Raw genomic sequence first — 22,454 nt, forward strand, 5'->3', positions numbered from 1 at the left:
GTCACTCCTCTGTGCTGGTGGCCGCAGCGGCGTGGCCACCGGTGTCGTCCTTGAGCACGCGCTGCACGCCTGGCACGGTGGTGCCATCAGCTGGCGGTCTGCCATCCAGGTCGAAGGCCTCGTTCCAGAGGCCGACGACAGCCGCGCCCGCGCGCAGCATCAGCCGCCGGCTGACGCGGTCCAGCACGAGCAGGTCGTCTTCCATGCGTGCGTTGACCAGCGTCTCGCTGCCATCGCCCAGGACATGGAACACGGCCGGGACCTCGCGATTGCCTGGAAAGCGCAGGTAGGTGAAACGGCCATCGTCGAAGACCAGCGTCGGCACGATGTCCTGCGAGCCGTCGCCTTCGGCAACCGAATATCGGGTGTTCATCACCTGCGGCTTGGCCTGCAGCCGTTCGGCGACGACTTGTTCAGGCGGCAATGGCGGCGGCACGGCTGGCAGTGCGATCAGGGGCGCCGTCTCGCGCTGCGTGAGCCGAGCAACAGGCATCACCTGGGCCGGCGCCCTGACCACCAGCCGGTACACCGGCGGCTTGGGGTCGCCATCGGCCAGCACGACAAAGCGGAAGGCATGCGTTCTACGGTCGGTGACAACGGCCAGGTTGTTCGCCGCGCTGGCCGAACTCTTGGCCTTGACGAAGATGTTCCGGCCGCCGGCTTGCGCAGCAACGCACCATGCGGCTTCGGCCTTTGCACAGTCGCCGCCGAGGCCTGCCGCTACTTCGGTAATCGACTCGTTGGCGTCGAGAACGACCAGGGTGACGACGCCACGCTTGACCGGCACTGTCACCACCGCGGCGGGGTCGTAGATCACTTCGCGCAGGCGCGGGTCTGCGGGCTCTGGAGCGGCCAGGGCCGGGCCGCACATGGCCAGTCCAGTGATCACTGTCAGCCAGGTGCAGGCTTTCATGGCTTGCTCTCCGCTGCGGTCGTGTTGATCTCGGGATCGGACCGATACGCGGTGACGACGAAGCCAAACGGGTTCTCGATTCGGTCGCGCTCCTTGGCCAACACCCTGGGCTGGTATTGGAAGTTGACGCTGGCCACGTGCCGCGTGGTGACCTCAGGCAGCTTGCGCTCCGTCAGGCGCACGACCTTGTCGTAGGTGACGGTCGCCTGGCCCTTGCTGCCGCTTCGAGCGGAGGCGGTCAGGCGCACGCCGATGACGTTGATGCGCCAATCCTCGGCCGGGCCAATCCTCTTCTGCAGCGCTCCGTCGCCCTCGAACTGACGGTTGTAGTCGGCGAACACGGCTGGCACCGCCATTCGGGCCACTTGGTCGAAGTCGCGCTGCAGGAAGGTCCAGCTGTAGCCTTCCCTGGCGCGCACGAACGTGGCGAGGTTGTGCTTGTCGAGCGCCTCCATCGGCGGGATGGTCTCGACGTCCAGCCGCTGCTGGACCGTGGCCTCGCCGGTGACACGGTCGACGACGATGGGGATCTCGACCACGCGGCGGAGTGGGCCCTGGACGAAGACGGCTGCGATGCCGATGAAGCCCAGCGTGAGGCCGGCGATGGCCACCCGCCAGGCCCGGCGCTCGGAGCGTTCGAGCATCACCGCACGGTCGATCTCCCACGCCCGGTTGGCGTCGATCACAGCCTGCTCGGCGGTGGCCTCGGCACCGTCGTGCGCTGTGCTGCGGGAGCGATCAGGCAATGCAGCGGCGATTCCTGGCGTCAGGACAGCACTCATGGTGGGACCTCAGTTGGACTGCGCGCGGGCCTTGGGGGCAGGGCGCAGTGGTTCAGGGATCAGGCATCAGGGCAGGTAGTCGGACACCTTCCCGGTTCGGACGAGCATCTGGTACTGGCGTTCGCGCTCTCGCGACCTTGCGATGCGCTCCTCGCTGTCGGCCATGCCCTGCACCATCTGCAGCTGGGACATCTCGTGGGCGAGAAGGGCGTTTTCTGCGCCGACACGGGCCTGGATCTCCTGCACGGCCTTCTGATCCGTGGTTGCGTTGATCTGGCCCATCAGCGACTGGATCTGCGACAGGCGCCCTGCGGCCGACTTCATCGCGTCTTGCAGCATGCCCTTGTACTGATACGGCTGGGCCAGTGACGCCTGGCAGCTGGTCCGGGCGTCGCTGCTCAGGTCTGTGCAGTTGTAGACCATGCCATCGTCGCGCAGCGCCTTGGCCGTGGCGCTCAGGCCGGCATAGCCCGACGAGTTGATGGCGTTGACGTAGGTATAGGCCTCGGCCGGCACGTAGTTCTGCAGCATCGGGTTGTTGAAGACGTTGCCGAGATTGCGCATGCCGTTGATGCTGTCGAGCTGCCCCTGCAACTGGGTGATCTGCTGCACCTGGTTGTTGATTTCGGTGATGTCGTTGAGGACCTGCTGGACCGTCTGCATCAGGTTTGCGGCATCGATGACCGGGATGCCCTGGGCGCGGGCATGGCTTGCGCCGAACGTGCTCGCGATGACGCAGGCGGCAGCAGCGACTTTGAGACGTGTGTGCATGACAAGGCTCCTGTGCAGGTTGACGATCAAGCTCGGCCGCGCAACGCGGCGAGCTTGTAGGCAGCGGTACGAACCACGCTGTAGCCCTGGCGAACCGCGATGCCCGCTGCGCGACCGGTGGTCGCGGCAGCGGCATTCGTGGCCTGGCCGGCCATATGGGGTAGGCCAGCTCCGGCGCGAACCACACCGCCGGCCGCACCAGCACCACCTGCAATGCTTGCAGAAGCGGCGGAGCGCAGGCCCGAGACCATCAGGGCGTTCTGGATCATCTGCATGCCCTGCTGGACTGCTGCGCCGCCTGTCAGTGCGGAGGCGAGGCTGGGCGCCTGGAAGCAGATGATGGCCATGAGGATCATCAGCACGCAGTAGCGCGTGGCCTCGCCCAGGACGTTGAACGTGGCTCCCAGGAATCCCCCGCCGTCAATGATCGCCTTGAACATGGCAGCTCCCATGTACGTGCTCAGGCCGAGGGCAAAGAAGGCGAACCAGGTGAGCACCACAGAGTTGAGGACCATCGACAACCAGCTGTCGAAGAATCGTGCGGTGGGCCGCCAAGCAAGGCAGAGAATGAACAGAGGCCCGACCGCAATCACGAACGTCAGGAACAGCTTGGCCAACGTCACCACGAAGAGCCCAATGCAGAGGAAGCAGACCGAGCCGATGGAAAAGATCGCGGCGGCCAGAACCAGGTCCAGGCGGAACATACCGGCCTCTTTCATGATGTCTGCTACCTGAGCGCTGGCATCGTCGTTGAACTTGTCGAGCAGTGCATAGGGCGTGGAGACAGTCGCCGGATCGACGCCGGACGGAACGAAGGTCGATGCAACCCCCATTGCCAAGGCATTGGCGCTGTCCGACACGTTCGAGATGTAGAAGCCGGACTGGAGCGCGAAGGCGAGGACCAAGCCAATCTTGAAGACCTTCCACATGAAGGTGGGCAAGGTCTCGGAGACCTCGTTTCGCAGTACGGCCCAGCCGTACAAGGCCACCCATAACGTCATCGCTGTCAGCGCGACCGGTGCGATGGCAGTCATGAGGGTCGAGACCACGCTGAGCACGTAGGTGCTGAGGATGGCGTCGAACTTGGCACCGACCCAGGCAAACATGGCATTGATCTCCTACTGAACGGCGTCAAACGGAAGGTTGGCGGGTGGCCGCGCAAACATGTTCACGCACTTGCTACCCAAGTCAGGGAATTGGCATTGAAGCCAGTTGTTGCCGAACTTGACCACCCAAAGGCGGGAGTGCCTCGTCGTTCCGAACGTGGACTTGCGGCAGGTGCCCGGCCGGGCATAGGCCTCGGTGCACTCCACAAGTCCATCGTTGGTCTCGACCATGTGCCAGGGTCCTGCGTTGCATCCCGCGTCGGCGTTGCAGCGCTTCGTGCTTCGGATCGGACCAGTTGACGGAAGGGGGGCGGTTTCAGCGCGCTTACTCCCATCAGGCATCAACTTGACAGCCTCGTTGCCCTTTACGAACTGGGCGCTGGCCGTTGTGGCGGCAAGTGCGATTGCGATCACTGCGGCGAGATGACGAACAGCGTTCATGCGGCTCTCCTGGAGGTTCGAAACTTGCGATCGTGAACCTCGGCGAGCAGGACGGGAAGCCATTGAAACGGATCGTTGCCGTGTCGTCCGCGCACCGCATCGAGCAGGGCCACGTTGTCGGTGGTGGCCGAGAGCACAGTGATGAAATCCTCCAGCCCCGCGAGGTCCAACTCGCAGATCGCATTGGCATGGCCCTGCTTGACGAGGAAGCGCCGGCCGCCTTGTGCGCCGAGGCTGCGCACGATGTCGAACTCGGCCTGCGTCAGGCCGAAACCGTCGATGTATTCCTCGCGCACCGCTTCCGGATTGGCGAGGAAGATCTTGGTCACGCTCTGCTCGATCATCGTGCGGCCGATGGGGTGGCGCAGCACGTCGGACGGACTCTGTGTGTCGAAGATGCCCAGGCCGTTCTGCTTGCGGATCGTCTTCTGCTTTTGCTTGGCGAAGTCGCTGAAAATCTCGTGGTCGAGCGCCTTCCAGAACTCGGAGATCACGTAGATCAGGCGTTCACCGTTTACGAGCTCTTCCATGACCTGCAGCAGGTACATCATCACCGGCGTGCGAACTTCGGGCAGGTCCAGGAACTCTGTCGTGTCGAAGCCGATGACCGATGCTTCGTCGAGGTCGAGCAGCTGATCGTCTGCCAGGTCGAACACCCACCCCAGCGCGCCTCCCTGGCACCAGCGGCCGAGCCGCTCGAACAGACTGTTCTCGCCCGCCTTCGGCAAGTTCTGGCGCACGGTCGAGAAGCGGCGCAGTGGCGCCGGCATCATTGCCACGGCCTTGACGGCATCGGCGATGGCCCGTTCGTCGGCCGGCAGCAGCGGCATGCTCGGCGTGGCGATGCAGGTGCGGATCAACTGTTCCCAGAACTGGATGCGCGCCGGTGTCGGCTCGCGTTGCAATGGGTTGCAGCCGGTGGGCTTGCCGGCTTCGAGTGTGAAGTAGCGTCCGCCCAGGGCCCGGATCGCGATCTCGCAGCCACGGTCCAGGTCGAACAGCACGAGCCGCGGCGCCGGGTTCCATTTGCGCGTGAGCGTCAGCAGGAACATCTCCAGCGTCGTCTTGCCCACACCGGTGGAGCCGATGATCAGCGTGTTGCCGGGCAGCTTCTTGTCTGCCGAGTCCTCGCCTTCGGGGCTGCTGTGCAGGTTCAGGTAGAACGGTTGGCCTGAGGGCGTGCGCAACAGGGCCAGCGCCTCGCCCCACGGGTTGCCCTCGCGCTTGCCCCGCGCGAAGTTATGGGCACTGGCGAGTGCCGCAAAGGCGCGCGAGGACAGCTTGGCATCCCTGGGCCGCCACTGCCAGTTGCCTGGCATCTGGGCGAACCAGGCGGCGTCCGCCACCAGGTCCACTGGCGACATCTGCAAGCTGGAGGCTTCACCGATTGCGCCGATGGCTTGCGAAGCCCGGCGGCCGGCATCGGCCACGCTCTCCCCGAACACGACCAGGCTGTAGTGGTACTCGCCCATGCAGAACTGGCCGTCGCCGAGTTCGTTCAGCGCCACGTCCATCTCAGCCACCTGGCTGGCCACGACGTCGTCACTGGCGATGAGCTGGTCGCGCTGCAGTTCGAGCGAGCGCATCGCCTCGCGGCGCGGCAGGATCGAGAAGCTTTGCGTCTCGATGAATTCGCTGGCCTCGTAGAGCAGCGCGTTGAGGATGCCTGGCTCAACCGCGTCGGCGTACTCCTTGATGTCCACCAAGGCCGCATAGCGCCTCTGATTTCCCTGGCGCAGTTCCAGCTTGTCGCCGCCAAAGGACAGGCGGGCGGTCGGCAGCATGCGATAGAGCGGCCCCGCCGTCATCGGAATCGGGCGCCAGCGCCCGTTGACCAGGTAGCCGAGGAATTCGGCCAGTTCGGAGTAGGTCCGCCCGCGGTGCTCGCGCTTGCCGAGCAACTGAGGGCCAAAGCCACGCAGCACCCGGCCCACCAACGCGCTGCGCTCCTCCATGATCCGCGTGGCCTCGCTTTGCGCTTCGGCGATGGCGGCACGCGTGCGCTGCGTCGACTGCAGGGCGCGGCTCACGCGCGACACATTGGGCCGGTACACCAGCGTCAGGTAGAGCTCATTGCTCATCATCCGCTGCTCGCCGAGCTTGGCCTGATAGGCGATGGACAGGTCCCGGGCGAAGCCGGGCTGCGCCGGATCTTGCAGACTGTCGCTGGCGACCCGGTGCAGGCGGTGCGTCCACAGCGCCCACTGGCCACCGGCCAGGTTGCGCAGCAGGCTGCACAAGGCCTCGTGCCGCTCGCTGATCTGGTGCTCATCGGCGCACTCGAAGGCCACGCCATCCAGGCGCCACACGCGCAGGTAGTCGCCGCCACGCGTGATCACGTCATGCGGGCTGAGCAGCGACGAAAACGGGATGAAGCGGGCCAGCGGGTTCTCGGTGCGGGCCTGCGCCCAGTACCGAGGCCGCGAAGCCACGCGAGCATCGCGGCCCGGCCGCGCGTCGGCGGCATTGCCTTTAGAAATGCCAAGCATCACGGTTGCTCCGATAGATGGTGGGTGCGTAGCTGCGCGCGTGCCACAAGCGGCGGTTGCGGTCATGCAGGCGCAGCTTCATGGCGACAAACATCTGCCGAAAGCGCTGGTCATCCTTGCCGGTCACGAAGCGCATCCACAGCAGCGCAGGCACAAACGCGAACACCACGCCGAGGGCAATCCACCAGCTCACCAGGATGCCGCCCCAGATGACCAACAGCATTCCCGAGCCAAACAGCACCACCAGTGGCACCAGCGGGATGCCCAGCTTCATTGCCGGGCGCGTGGCGCCCTTGTAAATGGCTTCGACTTGCATGGTCCGCCCCGTCGTCGCTCAGCTGACGATGTAGCTGGCGAAGGCCGCCGCGCCGCCGACGAAGGTGCCGCCGATCAGCACGTTGGACACGTCGGCCAGGCGGGCCCCCTGAAAGATCATCTTGAAGCCGGCCCAGATGATGGCAATGGTCACCACCGCGATCGAGATCGTCACCAGGATCGCGTTGACGTTCATCACTGTGGTGTTGATCTTGTCGAAGCCGTCGGCCAAGGCCAGCTGCGAGGCTGTTTGCGACAGCAGGGCGGCCAGCACCGGTGCAGCGCGGCGGCTCAATGCGAGGGGTTTCATGTCTTCTCCTTGGGTTGGGTGGTTGAAGCGGGACGTGAGGCGGTGACCGCGGCTGTCACGACCCTGCGCACGTAGCCGTGGTGAAAGCCGATGACGAAGTTGCCGCTGTAGTAGCAGGACAAGGCCTGTCGCAAGGCCGCTTGGTCGACCGGCGTTGCCGCGGACGGTGTGCGCGCGCGGTCGAAGCACTCGACCAGCACGGACTGCATGGTCGCCAGGTTCCTGCAGGGCTCGAAGGCCGATTCGACCGTCAGGCCCAGACGCTCGAAGTTGCCGATGTTGATCTGGCCGAGACCGACACTGAAACGCCAGCCTGCCGCTTGAAGCGCGCGAGCCGTGGCCAGGGCTTCTGCGCGGTGCCGAGGCTGGCGCACCAGCGCACCACCGACGACGCCGATCGCCCAGGGATTGAAGGCGCTTTCGACGCTGACCAGTGCCCGCGCGGTGTCGGCGTGCACCTGCGGTGCACAGGTCATTGCCAGCGCGAGGAAGGTGGACGCATCCATGGCTGAGGCCTCAGTTGCCTGGTTCGACTGGTGGCGGCGGCAGCGAGGAAAGCCATGCTGCATAGTCGTCGTCGAACCGTGTGTCCCAGGTGCCGAGCTGTGTTTTCGCAGCCGGGCTGAATTCGGTCACGGTGTCGCCGCTCATGCTCCACCACGTGCGGGTGAAGGGCTCGCCATTGATCGAGACGGACACCGCGCCGGTGTAGTCGCAGGTGTAGACAGGGCCGATGTCGCTTTCGAAGACCCGCGTGTACTGCGGCGGGCAGTAGCTCGGCGCGCTGGCCCAGGCGTTGTTGGCTGAATTCCCCCCACCGGCCATGCTGCAGGTCGGGAACGGCTTGCCACGGGCCAGGTCATGCAACACCTGCTTGATGGGCGTCACGCACTGCGGGATTGAGTGCCAGCTGGGCGCGGCGAAGCAGAGCAGCACGAGGCAGCCGTCGACCGCATGGGCCGGACCTGCTGCGAAGGCACCGGTGATGGCTGCGACGGTAGCCAGCACCGAGGCGGTCCAGCGTTGGCGCAACGGGAAGCTCGACGGCGAGGAAAGGCTGGCGGCCATTGCAGTGGTCATGTTCGCGGCTCCTTCAGAGGCTGCGAGGCCGCTTCGGGAAGCTCGGCGCCTTGCATTGAGTTCACTCTATGCGCCGAATCCGCGAGAACGACTGCTTCAAATGCGCGACTTTCTTGCGCGCCGGCCCCAGGCTTGTCTCAGAGCAACCCATATCGCTTGCACAGCCAGACCGCATCTCGGCGGCTGGCGACGCCCAGCCGCACGTTGAGCCGATGAAAGCGGCAGTCGATGGTCTTGGGCTCCGTGTTCAGGGCCGATGCAATTTGCTTTGAACCCTGCCCAAGCGACTCGCGACGCAGCAGTTCGAGGTCGCGGTCCGTCAGGTGCGCGCGTTGAACCAGTTCGTCGCGCCCTCGACGCTGGAACCAGTCCGTCATACCCAAAGCCAGCGCACGGTAGACCGGCATCAGTCGGCTGATGGCGTCGAGGCAGTGCGCATCCTCGCCCGCCAGCATCAGGAGGCCGAGCGCGTCGGAACCTTGCGGAAGCGGCGCAGGAATCAGCCAGACTGCTCTGGCACGCGCGCAGTGGTTGTCGTCTTGGTCGCCCGCCTCTCGCTCATCGAGGGACTGCTGAACGAGCAGGGGCTCGCTCGATCGCGCAGCATGGGCCAACCAGTTGCATGGATTGCTCTGGAGCCGCCGCAGGGCGCTTGCGGTCCAGGCCGGGTCCAGGGCCGCGATGGATCGGTACCAGCCATGGTCGTCGTCTGTGATTGCCCAGACGAAAAGCGCTGCGCTTGCACCGCCCGTCTTTGCGGCCAGCTCCAGCGCAGAGATGACGCTCGCCAGGTCGGCGAAGGTCAGCGAACTGGTCAACTCGCAAAGCTCGAATGCGGCACTTGGGCAAGCGGAAGGCGGTGCTTTGCTGCACCGGTCGGCGTCATCGAGCGAGGTTGCCATGCGCAAACCTCCGCAGCTCGTCGTGCGCGATGGGATGATCGAATTTGGTTGGTGCCTTGACGAGCCACTGTTCGAACTCGGCCAAGGAGTGAATGACGAAGCACTCCTCCAATGCCGTGCCGGTGTGCAGCCAGGTGCTCAGTTGGACTTGCAGGCCGGCGGGATCAGCGCCCACGACGAGTTCGAGCCAGCCGTACTTGGAGGTCCACGATGCACGGACATGACGTAAATCGCGGGTGAACGATGCGACCGCTGGGCGGACAGACGGATCGGATGCAAATCGCTGTCGTCCCGCAGGCGTTCGACGCCCATTACGATGGCGATCGAAAGCAGGGCTGTCGGTCGAATGCTTCTTGGCTCGTGACTGCGACGTGCTCATGGCGGCGCTCCCAATAAATCCGGTACCTGTTAATCCGTCGCCCGATTACGGGGTGGACTATCCGAGTGATACCGGGAGCGCAGCCTAGAAAGCAGCTGTAGTGCCTGTCAATGCGTGAGGGCCGGATTGCACAAATTTGTGGCAGCGTCAACTCTGCTAAACGACGGCCAAGCGTGCCGTGGTGAGCCTCAATCGAAATCAGGAGATGCTGGCGTCCGCGGAGAGCCGGCGGAGAATTTCCATCGTTTCCGTAGCGCACGCCTCCGGCACGAAGAGGTGGTCGTGGTGGAAGGCTGCCACGGCATTGCAGGCGATGCCTGCCTGCGCGAGCCTGTCCGTGATGCATGCCAGAAAGCCGACCGCATCAAGCGATGAGTGGACGGTGAGGGTGATGAGGCGACACGGAAAGGTGTAGCGAACGCTTGCTGCCTCCGCCTGCGATTTGTCGATGATGGCGGTGAGGCCCTCGGCTTCCCGGAATGTGCAGATGGGATCGACGCCCTGCGGGAGGCGGAAGTCACTGAAGGTGCAGAAGACGAAAACGCCATCGGCAATGCTCGGCGTCATCTCTCGGCACAGGTCGTGCAGATCGCGAACTGCGTTCATCGTGATTTCCTCGAGCCTGCTTGGACCCACCACGGCCGAGATTATGACCATCCTCCAGCGCCGAAGGAACCCTCAATCAGACAGCGAGGCGGGAGATGAGCTCGGCTCCGGTTTAGCGTTCTTGACGTGAAGCGAAAGTTGCTAAACCGCGATCACCGGCAGCGGCGGCTTGGTACCTTGGGGTCGCGGCTGGGACGATCCTGTCGAGTGCGGGCCCTTTCCACGGCGCCCGTCGGCCGCGCTCAAGGAGGTCTGCCATGGCCACCCGCTCGGAAGTACTGTCCGACATCGCGCTGCTCCGGCAGTCCTTGCGTCGCGCCGGCAGCCCCCACTTGCCGCTGCTGAAGCTGGAGGGCTGGCGCCCGATCATGGACATCCTTGTCGATGTTGCAGCGATCTGTGCAGCGCTCGCTGTCGCGCTGCACGAACCCTGGACATCGTCGCTTGCACTGCTGGTCCTCGGCAATCGCCAGCGGGCGCTGGGCAACATCCTGCATGACGCTGCGCACCGTAACCTGATGCGCGATCAGGTGTTGAACGATCTGGTGACGTGGGCGTTGATCGCGCCTCTGCTTTTCGTGAGCCTTCCGCGCTATCGAGACTTGCACTTCCGCCACCATCTGGACCTCGGGGCGAAGGGCGCCGACCCCGACTTGATCCCGATTCCGCCGATGAAGGCTCGATCCTGGGTGTCGGCGGTGGCGGTCAACGCGCTGTCCGTGCGGGCGGTGCTGGGTTCCGCTTTCGGGCACTTGCTGGACAAAGGCGTTCCGCGCCGAGAGAGGCTGTACGTCCTCGCGTGGTGGGCGCTGCTCGTCGCAGCGCTCATTGCGGTGACCGGCGCCGGTGCGGTGCTCAGGATGCTTGCCCTCTGGCTGGCTGCCAGATGCACGGTTTTTCACCTGATCACCATCGTCCGGGAGATGTGCGATCACCATGGCCTGATGCCTGGCGGCGTTTTCAGCTTCACGCGCGACCTCAAGGCTACAGGACTGTGGTCGGCGCTCATCCATCCGCGGAACAATGCGTACCACCTGACCCACCATCTGTTGCCGGCCATCCCGTACTACCGGCTGCCCGACGCGCAGCGCCTCTTTGCGACGCTGCCCGAGTACCGGGAACGAGCCTGTGTGTGCGAGGCCTATTTCTCGGGTCCCGAGCGAGCGGTGGCTTCTTGGCAGCAGGAGCCGGCGCGATGACGGCACGGACGCTGGGCGCTCTTCAGGTCGGCGCACTCCTAATCTCGGCCAGTTACGGCACTGGCTTCCTGTTCGGTTCGGGCGAATACGCCCTGAGATTCGGCATGGCGGGTGCTGTCTACGGCGTTGCGACTGGGCTGGGGATGATTGCGATGGCTGCTGTCGCGGGCCGGCTGTGGCAGGCGGGTCTTTCGGTGTGGGACCTGCTTGGGGATCAGTGCGGGGAGCGCGTGCGACGACTGGTCGCACTGCTATCTGTCGTCTGGATGGCGGGCGTGCTGGCCGCGCAGATCCATGGCGCCGTCGCCGTCATCCGCCTGTTGGGTGTCCGCGCCGTGCCAGCACATGCCGCCGCCATTGCGCTGATCTTCGCGGCGTCTCGCGTCGAGTTGCGCGCGGCTTCTGTCGTCTTCGCCGGTTGCCTCGCAGTCAGCGCGATGGTCCTCTTGTTTGCATTGGTCACGAGCGGCGGTGTTGACCTCTACATCGGATCATTGCCGGCATTCGCTCAGGCCTTGCCGTCGCTTGGCGTGGCGCAGACCTTCACGATCGCCATTGGCGTGGGCCTGCTCGTCTGCACCGGAGCGGACTACCACCAGTTCGTTCTTGCTGCGCGTGGACCAGGCGCAGCCATCTGTGGATGCCTGCTGGCTGGCGTGGGCCTGCTCTTCCTGGCCTTCCTGCCCCCTGCGGTCGTGCTGTCCACGATTGCCCAGCCCGGGTGGCCTGGCGTAGCGGATCCCAAGCAGGTCGTGCCGCAGGCGCTGTCTCTGGCGGCGAAGCATCTGGCGGTCGGTGCCGGCCCGACGATGCTTGGAGCGCTCGGCGTCGCAGCGCTGGGATCGGGGGGCGCGGTGCTTCGCGCCATGGTGTCAGCGTTGCAGGCAGCGGAGCCTCGCCATCTATCGGTGAGGCCTATTGTCCCGGCGGCCATCGCCATGGCCGTCTCAGCGACTTTGACGGCCAGCGGCTTGCCCATTGTGGACATGATGGTGTCGGTCAATGTGGTCTACATCGCCAGTGTCGGTGTCAGCCTTTATGGCTTTCTGCGGGGAAGGCATGGGCACAAGGTTGACGAAACCTGGGTGATCGCGACGGGCTTTCTTGTCGCGTCGGCTGTCTTCGTTGTGAGCTGGCTGGGTTTACCAATTCCGAATCGCGAGCTTGTCTCGCTCCTTGCCGGATTGGCGTGCGCCGGCGTGGCGCGAGCCACGCTACATCGACGCGATGACCACCTCGCGTGCCCTGCGTCGCGCCGGTAGCGGAGACAGCGTCCGCTGCCGGCGTGGCTTGCCGGTCGGCCGGCGCGGTTGGATGAGGCACTTCGCCGCATGGCCAACGATCAAGTCGGTGATCTCCCTGGCGATGGGCGGCTCCATCTCCCAGTGATGCCAGAACAAGTCGACGTGCACAGGATCGCCCGGTGCCAGCTCTTGCAGCACCCCTTCCTGAAGCAGACGTTGGGCTTGGGTGGAGGGCGCCAACCCGTAGCCGGCACCCATGGCGATGCCTTCGAGCAGAGCGGACGGGGAGGGCAGGTAGTGGCGTGGATAGCGGTCGATGCGAACACCGAAGCGCCGTTGCAGGAATTCCGCATGCAGCGCGTCCTTGCGATTGAAATGGATCGCGGGCGCGCGCAACACGTTCGCGACCGTCAGACCGTCACCCAGAAACTCTGCCACGAAAGCTGGTGTCGCGTAGCAGCGGTACTCCATGGCTCCGAGAGGTTCTGCGACGAAGCCCGAGGCTGCCTTGGCATCAGTCGAGATGCAACCGACGACCTCGCCACGGCGCAAGCGTCCGGATGTGTGGTCCTGGTCATCGGTGACGACCTCAAGCGCGACGGCGCGCTGCGCGAAGAGGTCGCGCAGCAGCGGCATGAACCAGGTGGCCAGGGAGTCCGCGTTCACCGCAATTGCCAGCGGCACAGGGCCTTCTCCAACCGATGGGTTCAAGAGCTCGCGCAGAGAGGACGCCTCCAGCAGGCGCAGCGCCTTGACGTGACGCAACAGCACCTCGCCAGCAGGCGTCGGTGTGACGGGCTTGTCGCGCAGGAGAAGGATGGTCGCGAGCGACTCTTCGAGTGCCTTGATCCGTTGCGAGACGGCACCTCGCGTCACGTTCAAAAGCGTGGCTGCGCGCTCGAAGCTCTGTTGCTCGGCCACGCTCGCAAACGTCTCCAGTTGATCTCTGTCCAGCATGGCGCAATCTCCTGTCCGGACGACGCGCGAGGCGTACAGCCGTTCGCGGCCGCAGAGACGGTGGTCCCGTTGCCGTGGGCACTGGAAACGATCTGCGTCGATGCCGGGGTGCGCCATCGGGTCGCTCAGACTGACGTCGTTGCTGTTCAGGCGCCCCCCGTTTTTCCAAGCGAACCACATCGGGCGACGGGTGCTTGTCGGACCGCTTCGGAGTCGGCCTTGTTCAAGTCGCTATTGATGTCTACGGAGGGAGGTATTGTCCAGAGGCGTTACGTCACAAAGCGTAAATGCCAGCAATGGGCGCGCATGCTTCCGCACGCACGGAGACTGCGGTCTGCGCTACGGCCCAGGGCCTATGCTTGCCCGATCCCCTCGTCGCCATGCATTCGCCCATGCCTCGCCTCGCCGGTCGCCAGACATGCGGATCGTCGCGCCGCACGCGCAGCCGCAAGGGGCTTTCGCGGCATAAACGGCCTGCGCCCCGCTCACGCGGGTGCCCTCTGTTTATTCCACGGTCCCCTTGCCGCCGCGCTCGCAGGCGGCGCGCTTGATGCCGCACGGCGACCGACGAATGCGGGGCAAGCACCAGCTCGACAGCCTGGCTTTCTCCGAGGGAACAACAGCCACAAGCGGCTCCCTCGGAACTTTGGGCAGGCAGGGAAGACAGGCCTGACTTCAATAGGCCGGTGGTCGTTGGCAGACGAGATCCGGGTTCTGCTCACTTTGGGAGAAACACGATGTTGATGATCCTTCAGCGCACGCCGCAGCCAGACGCCCGAGTCTGGCCGGGTCGACGCCTGCTCGCTTTTGCCGATGCCGTGGCTTGGCCGGTGGCGTGGGCGAACTTCGTTTTCGGTCTGCCGGCTCACCTGGGACTGGCGGGGCAATGCGTGTTGGCATATTGCGGCTTCGCGGCGATTCAGCGCGCCCATCAAGCGGTGGTCCAGAATCCTCGCTACCACTTCACGACATGGCGTTGGGGGCGCTGGGTGGTGCTCGTGCTCGCCTTCGGGTACGCGCTGAAACTTGCGACGCTGCTCACTGCGTAGCGGTCGTATGTGCCTCGCATCACCGCGTTGGCAGTGCTTGTGGGCGTCGGACCGGTTGGTCGTTGCACTGTGCCTTCACGCCATTGATTCACGGCATGACGCCGGGCTGCGGTGGTTGCACGGCAGGTGGTCGGCGATGCGGTGCTGAAATTGGCGCTGCCGGTGAGACCGTCAGATGCGACACGAAGCTGGCCCCGATGAAGGCCGCTGCGCGTTTCGCAGGTCAGTGCGCAACCAAAGGACGAGCTTCGCTCCACTGATCGAGGTCTGAACTCCTCCACGCAACTGCGCGAGGGCCAAGGCGCACCGGGCTCGGGAACTTGTGGTCCGCGATCAGTCGATAGATTGTCGACCGGCCGAGGCCTGTCATGCGCATGACAGTGGGCATCCGTAGAAAGACCGGCGTCACGGCCTCCGCGTGGCCACGCGATTGTTCGGAAGGGTTGGATTGCACAGGCGATCTCCGGTGAGAGGCATGTGCGCAACTCTAGGACGCGCGCGGGATCGGCGATGTGCTCGATTCGGGCTGCAATCCTGCTCGTTACCTGCTTCGCATCCAGGGCGGCACCATGGTCACCGCCCCTGGACTTGGTAGCGCGGATCTCGCCCCGGCGCCTGAACTGCATCACGAAGGAGCTGTTGGCCACCATCGCCCGCCAACTGCATTCGCAACGCGAAGTCGTGCGGCGTTTGCTCGTGAGCGACTGCTTGCCCGCCAGTTCCGCGCGGCCGTGGGCGAAAGCGCGGGCTTTGTGCCGATCAGCCGTTGGTCGATACCGTCGACTTGAGCCGGCTTGGCTTGCTGGAGCAGTGGTGTGCCCACTCGTCCATGAGCTTTCGCCGCTTTTCAAACAGATCGCCTCGGCGATATGCTGCTTCAACCTTGTCACCGATTGCGTGTGCGAGTGCCATTTCGGCGACCTCGCGGGACACGTCGGTAGCTTCCGCGCACCAGTCACGGAAGGTCGAACGAAACCCATGCGGAACCGCGCCAACCTGCATGCGTCGCATCACCGCGGTCAGAGTCATGTCCGAGAGTTGCTCTCCACGGGGCGAGGGGAAGAGCAGGACGGTGGAATCTTGCGGCAGTGGGTCTGGCAAGAGCCTCCAGGCCGCGTCCGATAGTGGCACTCTGTGTTCGCGCCCCGCCTTCATCCGCGTGGCCGGGATGTTCCAAACGCGGGTCTGAGGGTCAATTTCGCCGCTGGTCGCGCCACGGACTTCACCCGAGCGCGCTGCGGTGAGGATCAAGAAGGTGAGGGCGCGTGCGCCGGTGCCTTCTTGTCCTGCGAGCTTCTGCATGAAGTCGAGCATGCCCGTGAAGGGTATGGCCGCGTGATGCTCGACCTTTTTGACTTTGGTTGGTGCTGGCAGCAGTTGGTCCAAGTGCCCGCGCCAGCGTGCAGGGTTGTCGCCGTGCCGCAACTGACGAACCGTCGCCCAATCCAATATGGACTCGATGCGGCCCCTCACACGTGAAGCGGTCTCCGTGCGATCTCGCCAAATCGGTTCAAGGATCAACAGTAGGTGCCGCAACTCGACTTCGTGGATTGGCAACTTCCCGATCACAGGGCTCGCGTGAAGCCGAAGTGTGCTTTCCCATTGCGCCGCATGTTTGGCGTTCCTCCACGCATCACGATGCGCGGCGATGTAGGCCTCGGCGCATTTGTCGAAGCTCATTGCGCGCTGCTTTTTGACAAGCAGGAGAGTGCGTTCCCCATTGCGCTCGTCAATGGGATCCTTGCCCTGTGCCAAAAGGCGCCTGCAATCGGCAGCCTGTTGTCGTGCCTGCGCCAAGCTGACGTCACGAGCCGAACCAAGGCCCATCCATCGCGCACGCTGGCTATGGCTGTAACGGAACAGCCATGACCGCGTCACAGCGGTGTTCTTCGCGGTCAATTTGACCTGCAGATAGAGCCCGGCGCCGTCGGCGTAGTACCCAGGTTCGGCCTGACTCTGAACGGCGCGTGCCGACAGTCGGTGTATTGGGCTGGTCATTTCTCTACCTACAGATGTACCTACAGAGCGCGCCGCGCTTTGACAAGACGTCATGAAATCACTATGGACATGAGTGGAAGAAAAATCAAATGAAATCAATGGCCTAGATGAGGTGTCGGGATCTAGTGGGACGTCCTGAGATACCGGTTCGAAAGACTCCCTCCGCCAGTCAAAGCCCGCGCATGTCGCGGGCTTTGTTTTTTCGGCGCCCCTGCCACACCACCCGGCCTACGGGTCCGCACCGGGCGGCTCGGGAGTTTGAGGTCAGGAGAGTCTGGGGGGCGCCAAGTCGGTTCAAGTAGACGATGGGCCCAGTGCCAGAGCTGGATCGCCCGCAGTCGATGACGCAGCCACTTGTCCAGCTTGCGCAGGCCCGACGTAGGCTTTCCCCATACCAGCAGGTTCGGCCGCAGCCGCTGGACCACTTGCCCATGCTTGACCTTGCCACAGGTGGAGGGTTTAGGATCATGTTTCGGTGAGTTGGACCCATTGCCATGAATGGCAAAAAAGCCAATTTCCAGTCTTTTCAGCCTTTGTGAAAACCGTTCGCCTCTGCTTCCTGCTGCTGCTGGCCGTGCTGCTTCCCTTGCGGGGCGCGGTGGCGGCCGCCATGCTCTGCTCGGCAGGTGATGCAGGCTCGCACAACGAGCTCCGCATGGCCGAAGGTTCCTCCGAGGCGAACGCGGGAATGGCGCACCACGTGGTTCACGAGGCGGGTCCGTCTGACGCCCGGGCAGATGCCGAACATGCCCACGGCGAGCAACGCCATCATCATGCGGGCTCGGACAAGTGCAACATGTGTTCGGCATGCTGCTCGCTGACACCCCTGGTGAGTGCCGTGCCGGTGCTTGCTGAGCCGTTGGGCTTCACGGCTGTGCGGTTTGCTTCCTACACGGCGCCGTTGCCCAGCTTCTTCTCGGGCGGCCAGGAGCGCCCTCCCCGAACCACCTGACCCACCTTGGGCCTCTTCAGGAGGCCTGACGGGGCTCGCGCGTCCGCAAAGCGGTCGTGCCGAGCGTCTTGCGGCTCGCATTGCTGAGCCGCCGACTCAATTGGTTGCGATTCATGAACAACTTCTTCTGCAGGCTCGCGCCTGTGGTCGCGCTCGGCTTGCCGCTGCTCGCGCCTGCCCAGTCCAGGCCGCCCGATCCAGTGGACCCGAAAGCCTTGGCTCCGGCGCTGCGCTACCTGTCAGCCTTCGCTGACTACACGCGCTGGCAAGACATCAAGACCGGCGATTGGCGCGCGCTCAACGACGCGTTGCGGGACGACGGCGCCGCGGCCGGCCAGGAGGCCCCTGCGATGCCCCTGGCGGCACCACCGGCCGCTCGATCTCCCGCGCCCACGGTCTCTCTGCCAGCGGCGTCGGCCCATGGGGGGCATCACCCGCAAGGAGACGCGCGATGATGCGGCTGACGATTGCTGCTGCAGCAGCACTGGCTCTGGCCGGCTGCGCTTCGTTTTCGCCTGATGGCGGCGCCGGCCAAGTCTCCGAGCTCACCAGGGAGCGCACTGGACAAGGCGTCGGCTTTCAGCGAACGGCGTCCGATGTCGATTCAGCCGCCGCGCGCGTTGGCGAACTGCTCCAACAGCCGCTGACGGCCGACGCGGCGGTCGAGATCGCGTTCCTGAACAACCGTGGCCTTCAAGCCAGCTTCTCCGAGCTGGGCATTGCAGAAGCGGAACGGGTGCGGGCAGGTCGTCTGGCCAATCCCCGGCTGAGCCTCGGGCACCTTGCCGGCGGAGGTATCACCGAGGTTGACCGCTCGGTGGTGTTCGACCTCGCAGGCCTCTTGACGATGCCCATTGCCAACGAGGTGGCACAACGGCAGTTAGAGCAGGCGCAGTACCAGGCTGCCTTCGAAGCGGTCGGCATCGCTGCAGAGGCCCGCAAGGCGTTCTTTGCTGCAGTGGCCGCGCAGGAACTCGCGAGGTACGCCGAGCAAGTCAAGCTTGCGGCCGACGCATCGAGCGAACTGGCGCGACGCATGCTGCAGGCGGGCAACTTGAGCAGGCTGCAACAGATGCGTGAGCAGTCCTTCTACGCAGATGCCACGGCCGACCTGGCGCGTGCGCGCCATCAAGTGGTCGCCGAAAGAGAGCGACTGATCCGCGCGCTGGGCCTCTCTGGCGAAAGTCTTGGCTTCACGCTGCCCGAAAGGCTGCCGGACCCGCCCAGTTCGGCGCTTGAACCCAAGGACGCCGAGCAAACCGCGGTCAGCAAGCGCCTGGACGTCCTGATGGCCAAGCGCGATGCGGAAGCCACGGCAAAGTCGCTTGGGCTGACCAAGACGACCCGCTTCATCAATGTGCTTGATGTCGGCTATGCCGACAAGCGCCAGACCGGCGAAGCCCGCCAGACTGGCTACGAGATCGAGCTGGAACTGCCCCTGTTCGACTTTGGATCGACCCGCACCGCGCGTGCGGAGGCGATGTACATGCAGGCGGTCCACCGCACTGCCGAAGTGGCAACCAATGCCCGCTCGGAAGTTCGCGAGTCGTACTCGGCCTATCGAACGGCCTACGACTTGGCCAGGCACTACCGCGACGAACTGGTGCCGCTGCGCAAGCGCATCTCGGATGAAAACATGCTTCGCTACAACGGGATGCTGACGGGCGTCTTCGAACTGCTCGCCGATGCACGCGATCAAGTCAACAGCGTGACCGGCGCAGTCGAGTCGCTGCGCGACTTCTGGATCGCCGACACCGATCTGCAAAGTGCGCTCACCGGCCGTTCGCCGAACCTGGCCGGCTTCGGCGCGCCAAGCAAGTCGGCAGCGGGCGAGCCGCGCGCGCACTGAGGGAATCAATGATGACAAACCGCAGAACGTTTTTCCAGGCTGCAGGCGCAACCCTTGTGGGTGCCACGGCTGTCAGCCGAGTGGGCGCGGCGATGCTGCCTGAAGCCGTCAGTCAAGCCAGCCCGCTGACCCAGCCACCGCCAGCCCCGCCCAACGGCCGCCCGTTCAATCCCGTGCTCACGCTCAATGGCTGGTCCTTGCCGTGGCGCATGAAAGACGGCGTCAAGGAGTTCCACCTGGTTGCCGAGCCAGTGGTTCGAGAAATTGCCCCTGGCATGAAAGCCAACCTGTGGGGCTACAACGGCCAGTCGCCGGGTCCCACCATCGAGGTGGTGGAGGGAGACCGCGTGCGCGTCTTCGTGACGAACCGATTGCCCGAAGTCACCAGCATCCACTGGCATGGCCAGCGCCTGCCCAACGGCATGGATGGTGTGACCGGGCTGACACAGCCAGGCATTGCACCTGGCAAGACCTTCGTCTATGAATTCGTCGCCCGCCGTGCCGGCACCTTCATGTATCACCCGCATGCCGACGAGATGACCCAGATGGCAATGGGCATGATGGGCTTTTGGGTCACGCATCCGCGGGACATCGGCACGATGCGCGTCGATCGCGATTTCGTGTTCCTGCTGAATGCCTACGACATCGATCCCGGCAGCTTCACGCCGCGCGTCAACACGATGTTGGACTTCAACCTCTGGACGTTCAACAGCCGTGCGTTTCCGGGCATCGACCCACTGGTCGTGCGCCAAGGCGACAAGGTGCGCATCCGGGTTGGCAACCTCACGATGACCAACCACCCCGTCCACCTGCACGGTCACGAGTTCGAGGTGACCGGCACCGACGGCGGATGGGTGCGGCCGCAGGCCCGCTGGCCGGAGGTCACTGCCGACGTTGCGGTTGGGCAGATGCGGGCGATTGAGTTTGTGGCCAGTGAGCCTGGCGACTGGGCCTTCCACTGCCACAAGTCGCACCACACGATGAATGCGATGGGTCACGACGTGCCAACGATGATTGGCGTGGATCAGCGCGGCGTGGCCGAGAAGATCACCCAGTTGATGCCCGACTACATGGCGATGGGCGACAAGGGACAGTCCATGGGCGGCATGGAAATGCCGATTCCGGAGAACACGCTGCCCATGATGGGTGGCGAAGGTCCGTTCGGCGGCGTCGAGATGGGCGGCATGTTCACCGTGATGAAGGTCCGCGCCGAGCAGAAGCCTGGCGACTACAGCGACCCTGGCTGGTACCGGCATCCACCCGGCACGCTGGCCTATGAATGGCAGGGCGGGATGCCCGCGACCCAGCGCAACGAGAGCCCTGGAGGGCACCTCATGCAGCCGACAGGAAAGTCGGCTCCCATCGAGATGACCGTGCGCAAGCCGTCCGGTCATTCAGGACATCAATGACTTCCCACTGCAACCTTGAAAGCAAGACCATGAAGCAACTGCTCAAGCTCACTGCCGCCGTCCTCATTGCCGGCCCGCTTGCAACCATCACCGCGCCCAGCTTTGCGCACGACGAGCCGATGGCGGCCGCCCATGCGGAGATGTCCCAGGGCGAGATCAGGAACATCGACAAGGACAACGGCAAGCTCACCATCAAGCATGGCGAGCTGAAGAACATCGGCATGCCAGGCATGACGATGGTGTTTCGCGTCAAGGATCCCGCCATGCTGACCCAGGTCAAGGTGGGCGACCAGATCCATTTCGTCGCCGAAAAGGTCGGCGGCGCCCTCACCGTGACCGCGCTGCAGGTCGCCAAGTAATTCCCTCTCGCGCCATCGCATTGAATTGAAAGTGAACCTCATGAAAAAACTCAACATGCTCGGTCTTGTCCTCGCCGTTGCGAGCGCGGTCTTGTCGCCGCAGTTGGCGCAGGCGCACGCTTCGCTGAAGAATTCGACACCAGCAGCTGGATCGACGGTTTCGGCGCCCAAGGACCTCTCTCTGACGTTCAACGAGAAGGTCGAAGAGTCCTTCAGCGCCGTGACCTTGAAGGACGCTGCGGGCAAGGATGTGGCCACCCCAAAGCCACACATCGACACGGCTGACGTCACGACATTGCACGTCGACTTGCCGACGCTGACGCCTGGGGGCTACAGCGTGCAGTGGGTCGCAGTCGGCGCGGACGGTCATCGGCGCACCGGGAACTTCAACTTCACCGTCAAGTAATGGACGCCACCACGCTGCTGCAGATCGGCTCGGCTGCAGCCGTCAACGCCAGCCTTTCCGCACTTTTGGGCTGCGTGCTCGCGCGCTGGTGGCTGCTGAGGGCCGGTGCGCGGCCGCAGGGCGGCCTGCTGGTGCATCTGCGCACGTGGGAGCGGTTCGCCGCAGGGCTCGGACTCGTCAGCCAAGGCTTGGCGATGTGGGCGGCGGCGGCCGTCATGATGGGACACACGCTTCCAGAGGCCGCCGCCATGCTGCCCACGATGCTCGTGAAGACCTCCTACGGCCGAGCGGGCGTGCTTGCATTCGTGCTGCTCGCCTGTGCGTCCTTCATGGTGTGGCGGTCCCGATTGACTGCAGGCCAGTGCGTTGCGGCCCTGGCATTGCTCGCCCTGTTCGCGCTGGCCCGTGCCTCAGTGAGCCACGGCGGTGAGGGCGGGCTGTTGAGCTTGGGGCTGGCGACCGAGTGGCTGCACCTGATCCTGATTGCGCTGTGGGTTGGCGGTGTTGCGATTGCTGCCTGGTGCGTGCTGCCGGCGGCACAGGCAACCGCCCCGGCGAATGCGGTGTTCCACCGCTACCTGGAAAGTCTGTCGTTCGCCGCAACGATCGCATTGGGGGGCATTGTGGTGACGGGCCTGGTCAACGCTTGGCAACGCCTGGGTGTCCCAATCCACCTGGTCGACACCGGCTACGGCGTGACGCTGATCGTGAAGCTGGTGTGCGTCGGTGCTGCTGCCGGGCTGGGGGGCTACAACAAGCTCATCGGCTTTCCGACCCTGATCCGGCACGACAGCGCCTCCGCAAAAGTCATCGCGATCTTGCGCCTGGAATCAGTCCTGCTGCTGGGGGCGCTGGTGGCAGCTGCGGTGTTGACGTCTCAACAGCCTCCGGCGGCCATGTAGACGCTTTCTCGTCGCGGGCATGTCCGGCACAGGTGG

26 protein-coding genes are annotated in these 22,454 nt (G+C 64.6%); 10 read left to right on the forward strand and 16 right to left on the reverse strand.

Annotated features, from left to right (window positions below):
• Position 1: 1 nt before the first annotated feature.
• The 13 genes from LRH25_RS30730 to LRH25_RS30790 form a co-directional block, all read right to left on the reverse strand.
• Positions 2 to 913, reverse strand: a complete 912-nt coding sequence (locus LRH25_RS30730) for a TrbG/VirB9 family P-type conjugative transfer protein (RefSeq protein ID WP_141283999.1) — start codon at positions 911 to 913, stop codon at positions 2 to 4.
• Complete coding sequence (locus tag LRH25_RS30735) at positions 910 to 1,695, reverse strand: VirB8 family type IV secretion system protein (protein ID WP_141283997.1); 786 nt, start codon at positions 1,693 to 1,695, stop codon at positions 910 to 912. The genes LRH25_RS30730 and LRH25_RS30735 overlap by 4 nt, the downstream gene beginning before the upstream one ends.
• A 66-nt stretch (positions 1,696 to 1,761) precedes the next feature.
• On the reverse strand, positions 1,762 to 2,466 hold the full coding sequence (locus LRH25_RS30740; RefSeq protein WP_141283995.1) for a TrbJ/VirB5 family protein: 705 nt from the start codon (positions 2,464 to 2,466) through the stop codon (positions 1,762 to 1,764).
• A gap of 26 nt (positions 2,467 to 2,492) precedes the next feature.
• On the reverse strand, positions 2,493 to 3,572 hold the full coding sequence (locus LRH25_RS30745) for a TrbL/VirB6 family protein (RefSeq protein ID WP_141283993.1): 1,080 nt from the start codon (positions 3,570 to 3,572) through the stop codon (positions 2,493 to 2,495).
• A gap of 12 nt (positions 3,573 to 3,584) precedes the next feature.
• Positions 3,585 to 4,013: a hypothetical protein gene (locus LRH25_RS30750; RefSeq protein WP_141283991.1), complete on the reverse strand. Its 429-nt coding sequence runs from the start codon at positions 4,011 to 4,013 to the stop codon at positions 3,585 to 3,587.
• A complete protein-coding gene (locus LRH25_RS30755) occupies positions 4,010 to 6,502 on the reverse strand; it encodes a VirB4 family type IV secretion/conjugal transfer ATPase (protein WP_141283989.1) in 2,493 nt (830 codons plus the stop codon). Before LRH25_RS30755 ends, LRH25_RS30750 begins: the two co-directional genes overlap by 4 nt.
• The gene (locus tag LRH25_RS30760; protein WP_141283987.1) at positions 6,486 to 6,818 is read right to left on the reverse strand and encodes a VirB3 family type IV secretion system protein; all 333 of its coding nucleotides are present in this window, start codon (positions 6,816 to 6,818) and stop codon (positions 6,486 to 6,488) included. The genes LRH25_RS30755 and LRH25_RS30760 overlap by 17 nt, the downstream gene beginning before the upstream one ends.
• 18 nt (positions 6,819 to 6,836) lie before the next feature.
• Positions 6,837 to 7,127 (reverse strand): TrbC/VirB2 family protein, encoded by a 291-nt coding sequence (locus LRH25_RS30765; RefSeq protein ID WP_141283985.1) that lies wholly within the window; start codon positions 7,125 to 7,127, stop codon positions 6,837 to 6,839.
• Complete coding sequence (locus LRH25_RS30770; protein ID WP_141283983.1) at positions 7,124 to 7,633, reverse strand: lytic transglycosylase domain-containing protein; 510 nt, start codon at positions 7,631 to 7,633, stop codon at positions 7,124 to 7,126. The genes LRH25_RS30765 and LRH25_RS30770 overlap by 4 nt, the downstream gene beginning before the upstream one ends.
• A 10-nt stretch (positions 7,634 to 7,643) precedes the next feature.
• Positions 7,644 to 8,207: a hypothetical protein gene (locus tag LRH25_RS30775; RefSeq protein ID WP_141283981.1), complete on the reverse strand. Its 564-nt coding sequence runs from the start codon at positions 8,205 to 8,207 to the stop codon at positions 7,644 to 7,646.
• A 137-nt stretch (positions 8,208 to 8,344) separates the two neighbouring features.
• The gene (locus tag LRH25_RS30780) at positions 8,345 to 9,109 is read right to left on the reverse strand and encodes a helix-turn-helix transcriptional regulator (protein WP_141283978.1); all 765 of its coding nucleotides are present in this window, start codon (positions 9,107 to 9,109) and stop codon (positions 8,345 to 8,347) included.
• Positions 9,090 to 9,488 (reverse strand): hypothetical protein, encoded by a 399-nt coding sequence (locus tag LRH25_RS30785; RefSeq protein WP_141283976.1) that lies wholly within the window; start codon positions 9,486 to 9,488, stop codon positions 9,090 to 9,092. The genes LRH25_RS30780 and LRH25_RS30785 overlap by 20 nt, the downstream gene beginning before the upstream one ends.
• A 198-nt stretch (positions 9,489 to 9,686) precedes the next feature.
• Positions 9,687 to 10,094 carry an ACT domain-containing protein gene (locus tag LRH25_RS30790; protein ID WP_141283974.1) on the reverse strand — a complete coding sequence of 136 codons (408 nt, stop codon included), beginning with the start codon at positions 10,092 to 10,094 and terminating at the stop codon, positions 9,687 to 9,689.
• A 257-nt stretch (positions 10,095 to 10,351) separates the two neighbouring features.
• Between LRH25_RS30790 and LRH25_RS30795 the strand changes: the two genes are divergently transcribed.
• Entirely contained in the window at positions 10,352 to 11,293 is a 942-nt protein-coding gene (locus LRH25_RS30795; RefSeq protein ID WP_141283972.1) for a fatty acid desaturase family protein, read from the forward strand.
• Positions 11,290 to 12,555 (forward strand): SLC5/6 family protein, encoded by a 1,266-nt coding sequence (locus LRH25_RS30800; RefSeq protein ID WP_141283970.1) that lies wholly within the window; start codon positions 11,290 to 11,292, stop codon positions 12,553 to 12,555. The genes LRH25_RS30795 and LRH25_RS30800 overlap by 4 nt, the downstream gene beginning before the upstream one ends.
• On the opposite strand, the gene LRH25_RS30805 is transcribed toward LRH25_RS30800, so the two are convergent.
• Complete coding sequence (locus LRH25_RS30805) at positions 12,508 to 13,674, reverse strand: HTH-type transcriptional regulator ArgP (protein ID WP_310742452.1); 1,167 nt, start codon at positions 13,672 to 13,674, stop codon at positions 12,508 to 12,510. The genes LRH25_RS30800 and LRH25_RS30805 overlap by 48 nt on opposite strands.
• Before the next feature lie 557 nt (positions 13,675 to 14,231).
• On the opposite strand from LRH25_RS30805, the gene LRH25_RS30810 reads away from it, so the two are divergent.
• On the forward strand, positions 14,232 to 14,543 hold the full coding sequence (locus LRH25_RS30810; RefSeq protein WP_141283966.1) for a hypothetical protein: 312 nt from the start codon (positions 14,232 to 14,234) through the stop codon (positions 14,541 to 14,543).
• A gap of 223 nt (positions 14,544 to 14,766) precedes the next feature.
• Here the strand turns inward: LRH25_RS30810 and LRH25_RS30815 are convergent, their stop codons facing one another.
• Positions 14,767 to 14,931, reverse strand: coding sequence for an AlpA family transcriptional regulator (locus tag LRH25_RS30815; protein WP_141284053.1), 165 nt, complete (start codon positions 14,929 to 14,931; stop codon positions 14,767 to 14,769).
• Between the two features lie 371 nt (positions 14,932 to 15,302).
• Complete coding sequence (locus LRH25_RS30820; protein WP_310742453.1) at positions 15,303 to 16,595, reverse strand: tyrosine-type recombinase/integrase; 1,293 nt, start codon at positions 16,593 to 16,595, stop codon at positions 15,303 to 15,305.
• 421 nt (positions 16,596 to 17,016) lie between these two features.
• On the opposite strand from LRH25_RS30820, the gene LRH25_RS30825 reads away from it, so the two are divergent.
• The 7 genes from LRH25_RS30825 (at position 17,017) to LRH25_RS30855 (ending at position 22,418) form a co-directional block, all read left to right on the forward strand.
• Complete coding sequence (locus LRH25_RS30825) at positions 17,017 to 17,493, forward strand: DUF2946 family protein (protein ID WP_170200669.1); 477 nt, start codon at positions 17,017 to 17,019, stop codon at positions 17,491 to 17,493.
• Positions 17,494 to 17,606: 113 nt separating this feature from the next.
• Positions 17,607 to 17,948: a hypothetical protein gene (locus tag LRH25_RS30830; protein ID WP_141283962.1), complete on the forward strand. Its 342-nt coding sequence runs from the start codon at positions 17,607 to 17,609 to the stop codon at positions 17,946 to 17,948.
• Positions 17,945 to 19,342, forward strand: a complete 1,398-nt coding sequence (locus LRH25_RS30835; RefSeq protein ID WP_141283960.1) for a TolC family protein — start codon at positions 17,945 to 17,947, stop codon at positions 19,340 to 19,342. Before LRH25_RS30830 ends, LRH25_RS30835 begins: the two co-directional genes overlap by 4 nt.
• Positions 19,343 to 19,353: 11 nt before the next feature.
• The gene (locus LRH25_RS30840) at positions 19,354 to 20,751 is read left to right on the forward strand and encodes a multicopper oxidase family protein (protein WP_141283958.1); all 1,398 of its coding nucleotides are present in this window, start codon (positions 19,354 to 19,356) and stop codon (positions 20,749 to 20,751) included.
• A gap of 29 nt (positions 20,752 to 20,780) precedes the next feature.
• The gene (locus LRH25_RS30845; protein WP_141283956.1) at positions 20,781 to 21,110 is read left to right on the forward strand and encodes a copper-binding protein; all 330 of its coding nucleotides are present in this window, start codon (positions 20,781 to 20,783) and stop codon (positions 21,108 to 21,110) included.
• Positions 21,111 to 21,150: 40 nt separating this feature from the next.
• Positions 21,151 to 21,516: a copper homeostasis periplasmic binding protein CopC gene (copC, locus tag LRH25_RS30850; RefSeq protein ID WP_141284051.1), complete on the forward strand. Its 366-nt coding sequence runs from the start codon at positions 21,151 to 21,153 to the stop codon at positions 21,514 to 21,516.
• Positions 21,516 to 22,418 carry a CopD family protein gene (locus tag LRH25_RS30855; RefSeq protein WP_141283953.1) on the forward strand — a complete coding sequence of 301 codons (903 nt, stop codon included), beginning with the start codon at positions 21,516 to 21,518 and terminating at the stop codon, positions 22,416 to 22,418. Before copC ends, LRH25_RS30855 begins: the two co-directional genes overlap by 1 nt.
• Positions 22,419 to 22,454: the final 36 nt, after the last annotated feature.

This window comes from Ideonella azotifigens (assembly GCF_021043325.1).
GTDB lineage: Bacteria > Pseudomonadota > Gammaproteobacteria > Burkholderiales > Burkholderiaceae_C > Ideonella > Ideonella azotifigens.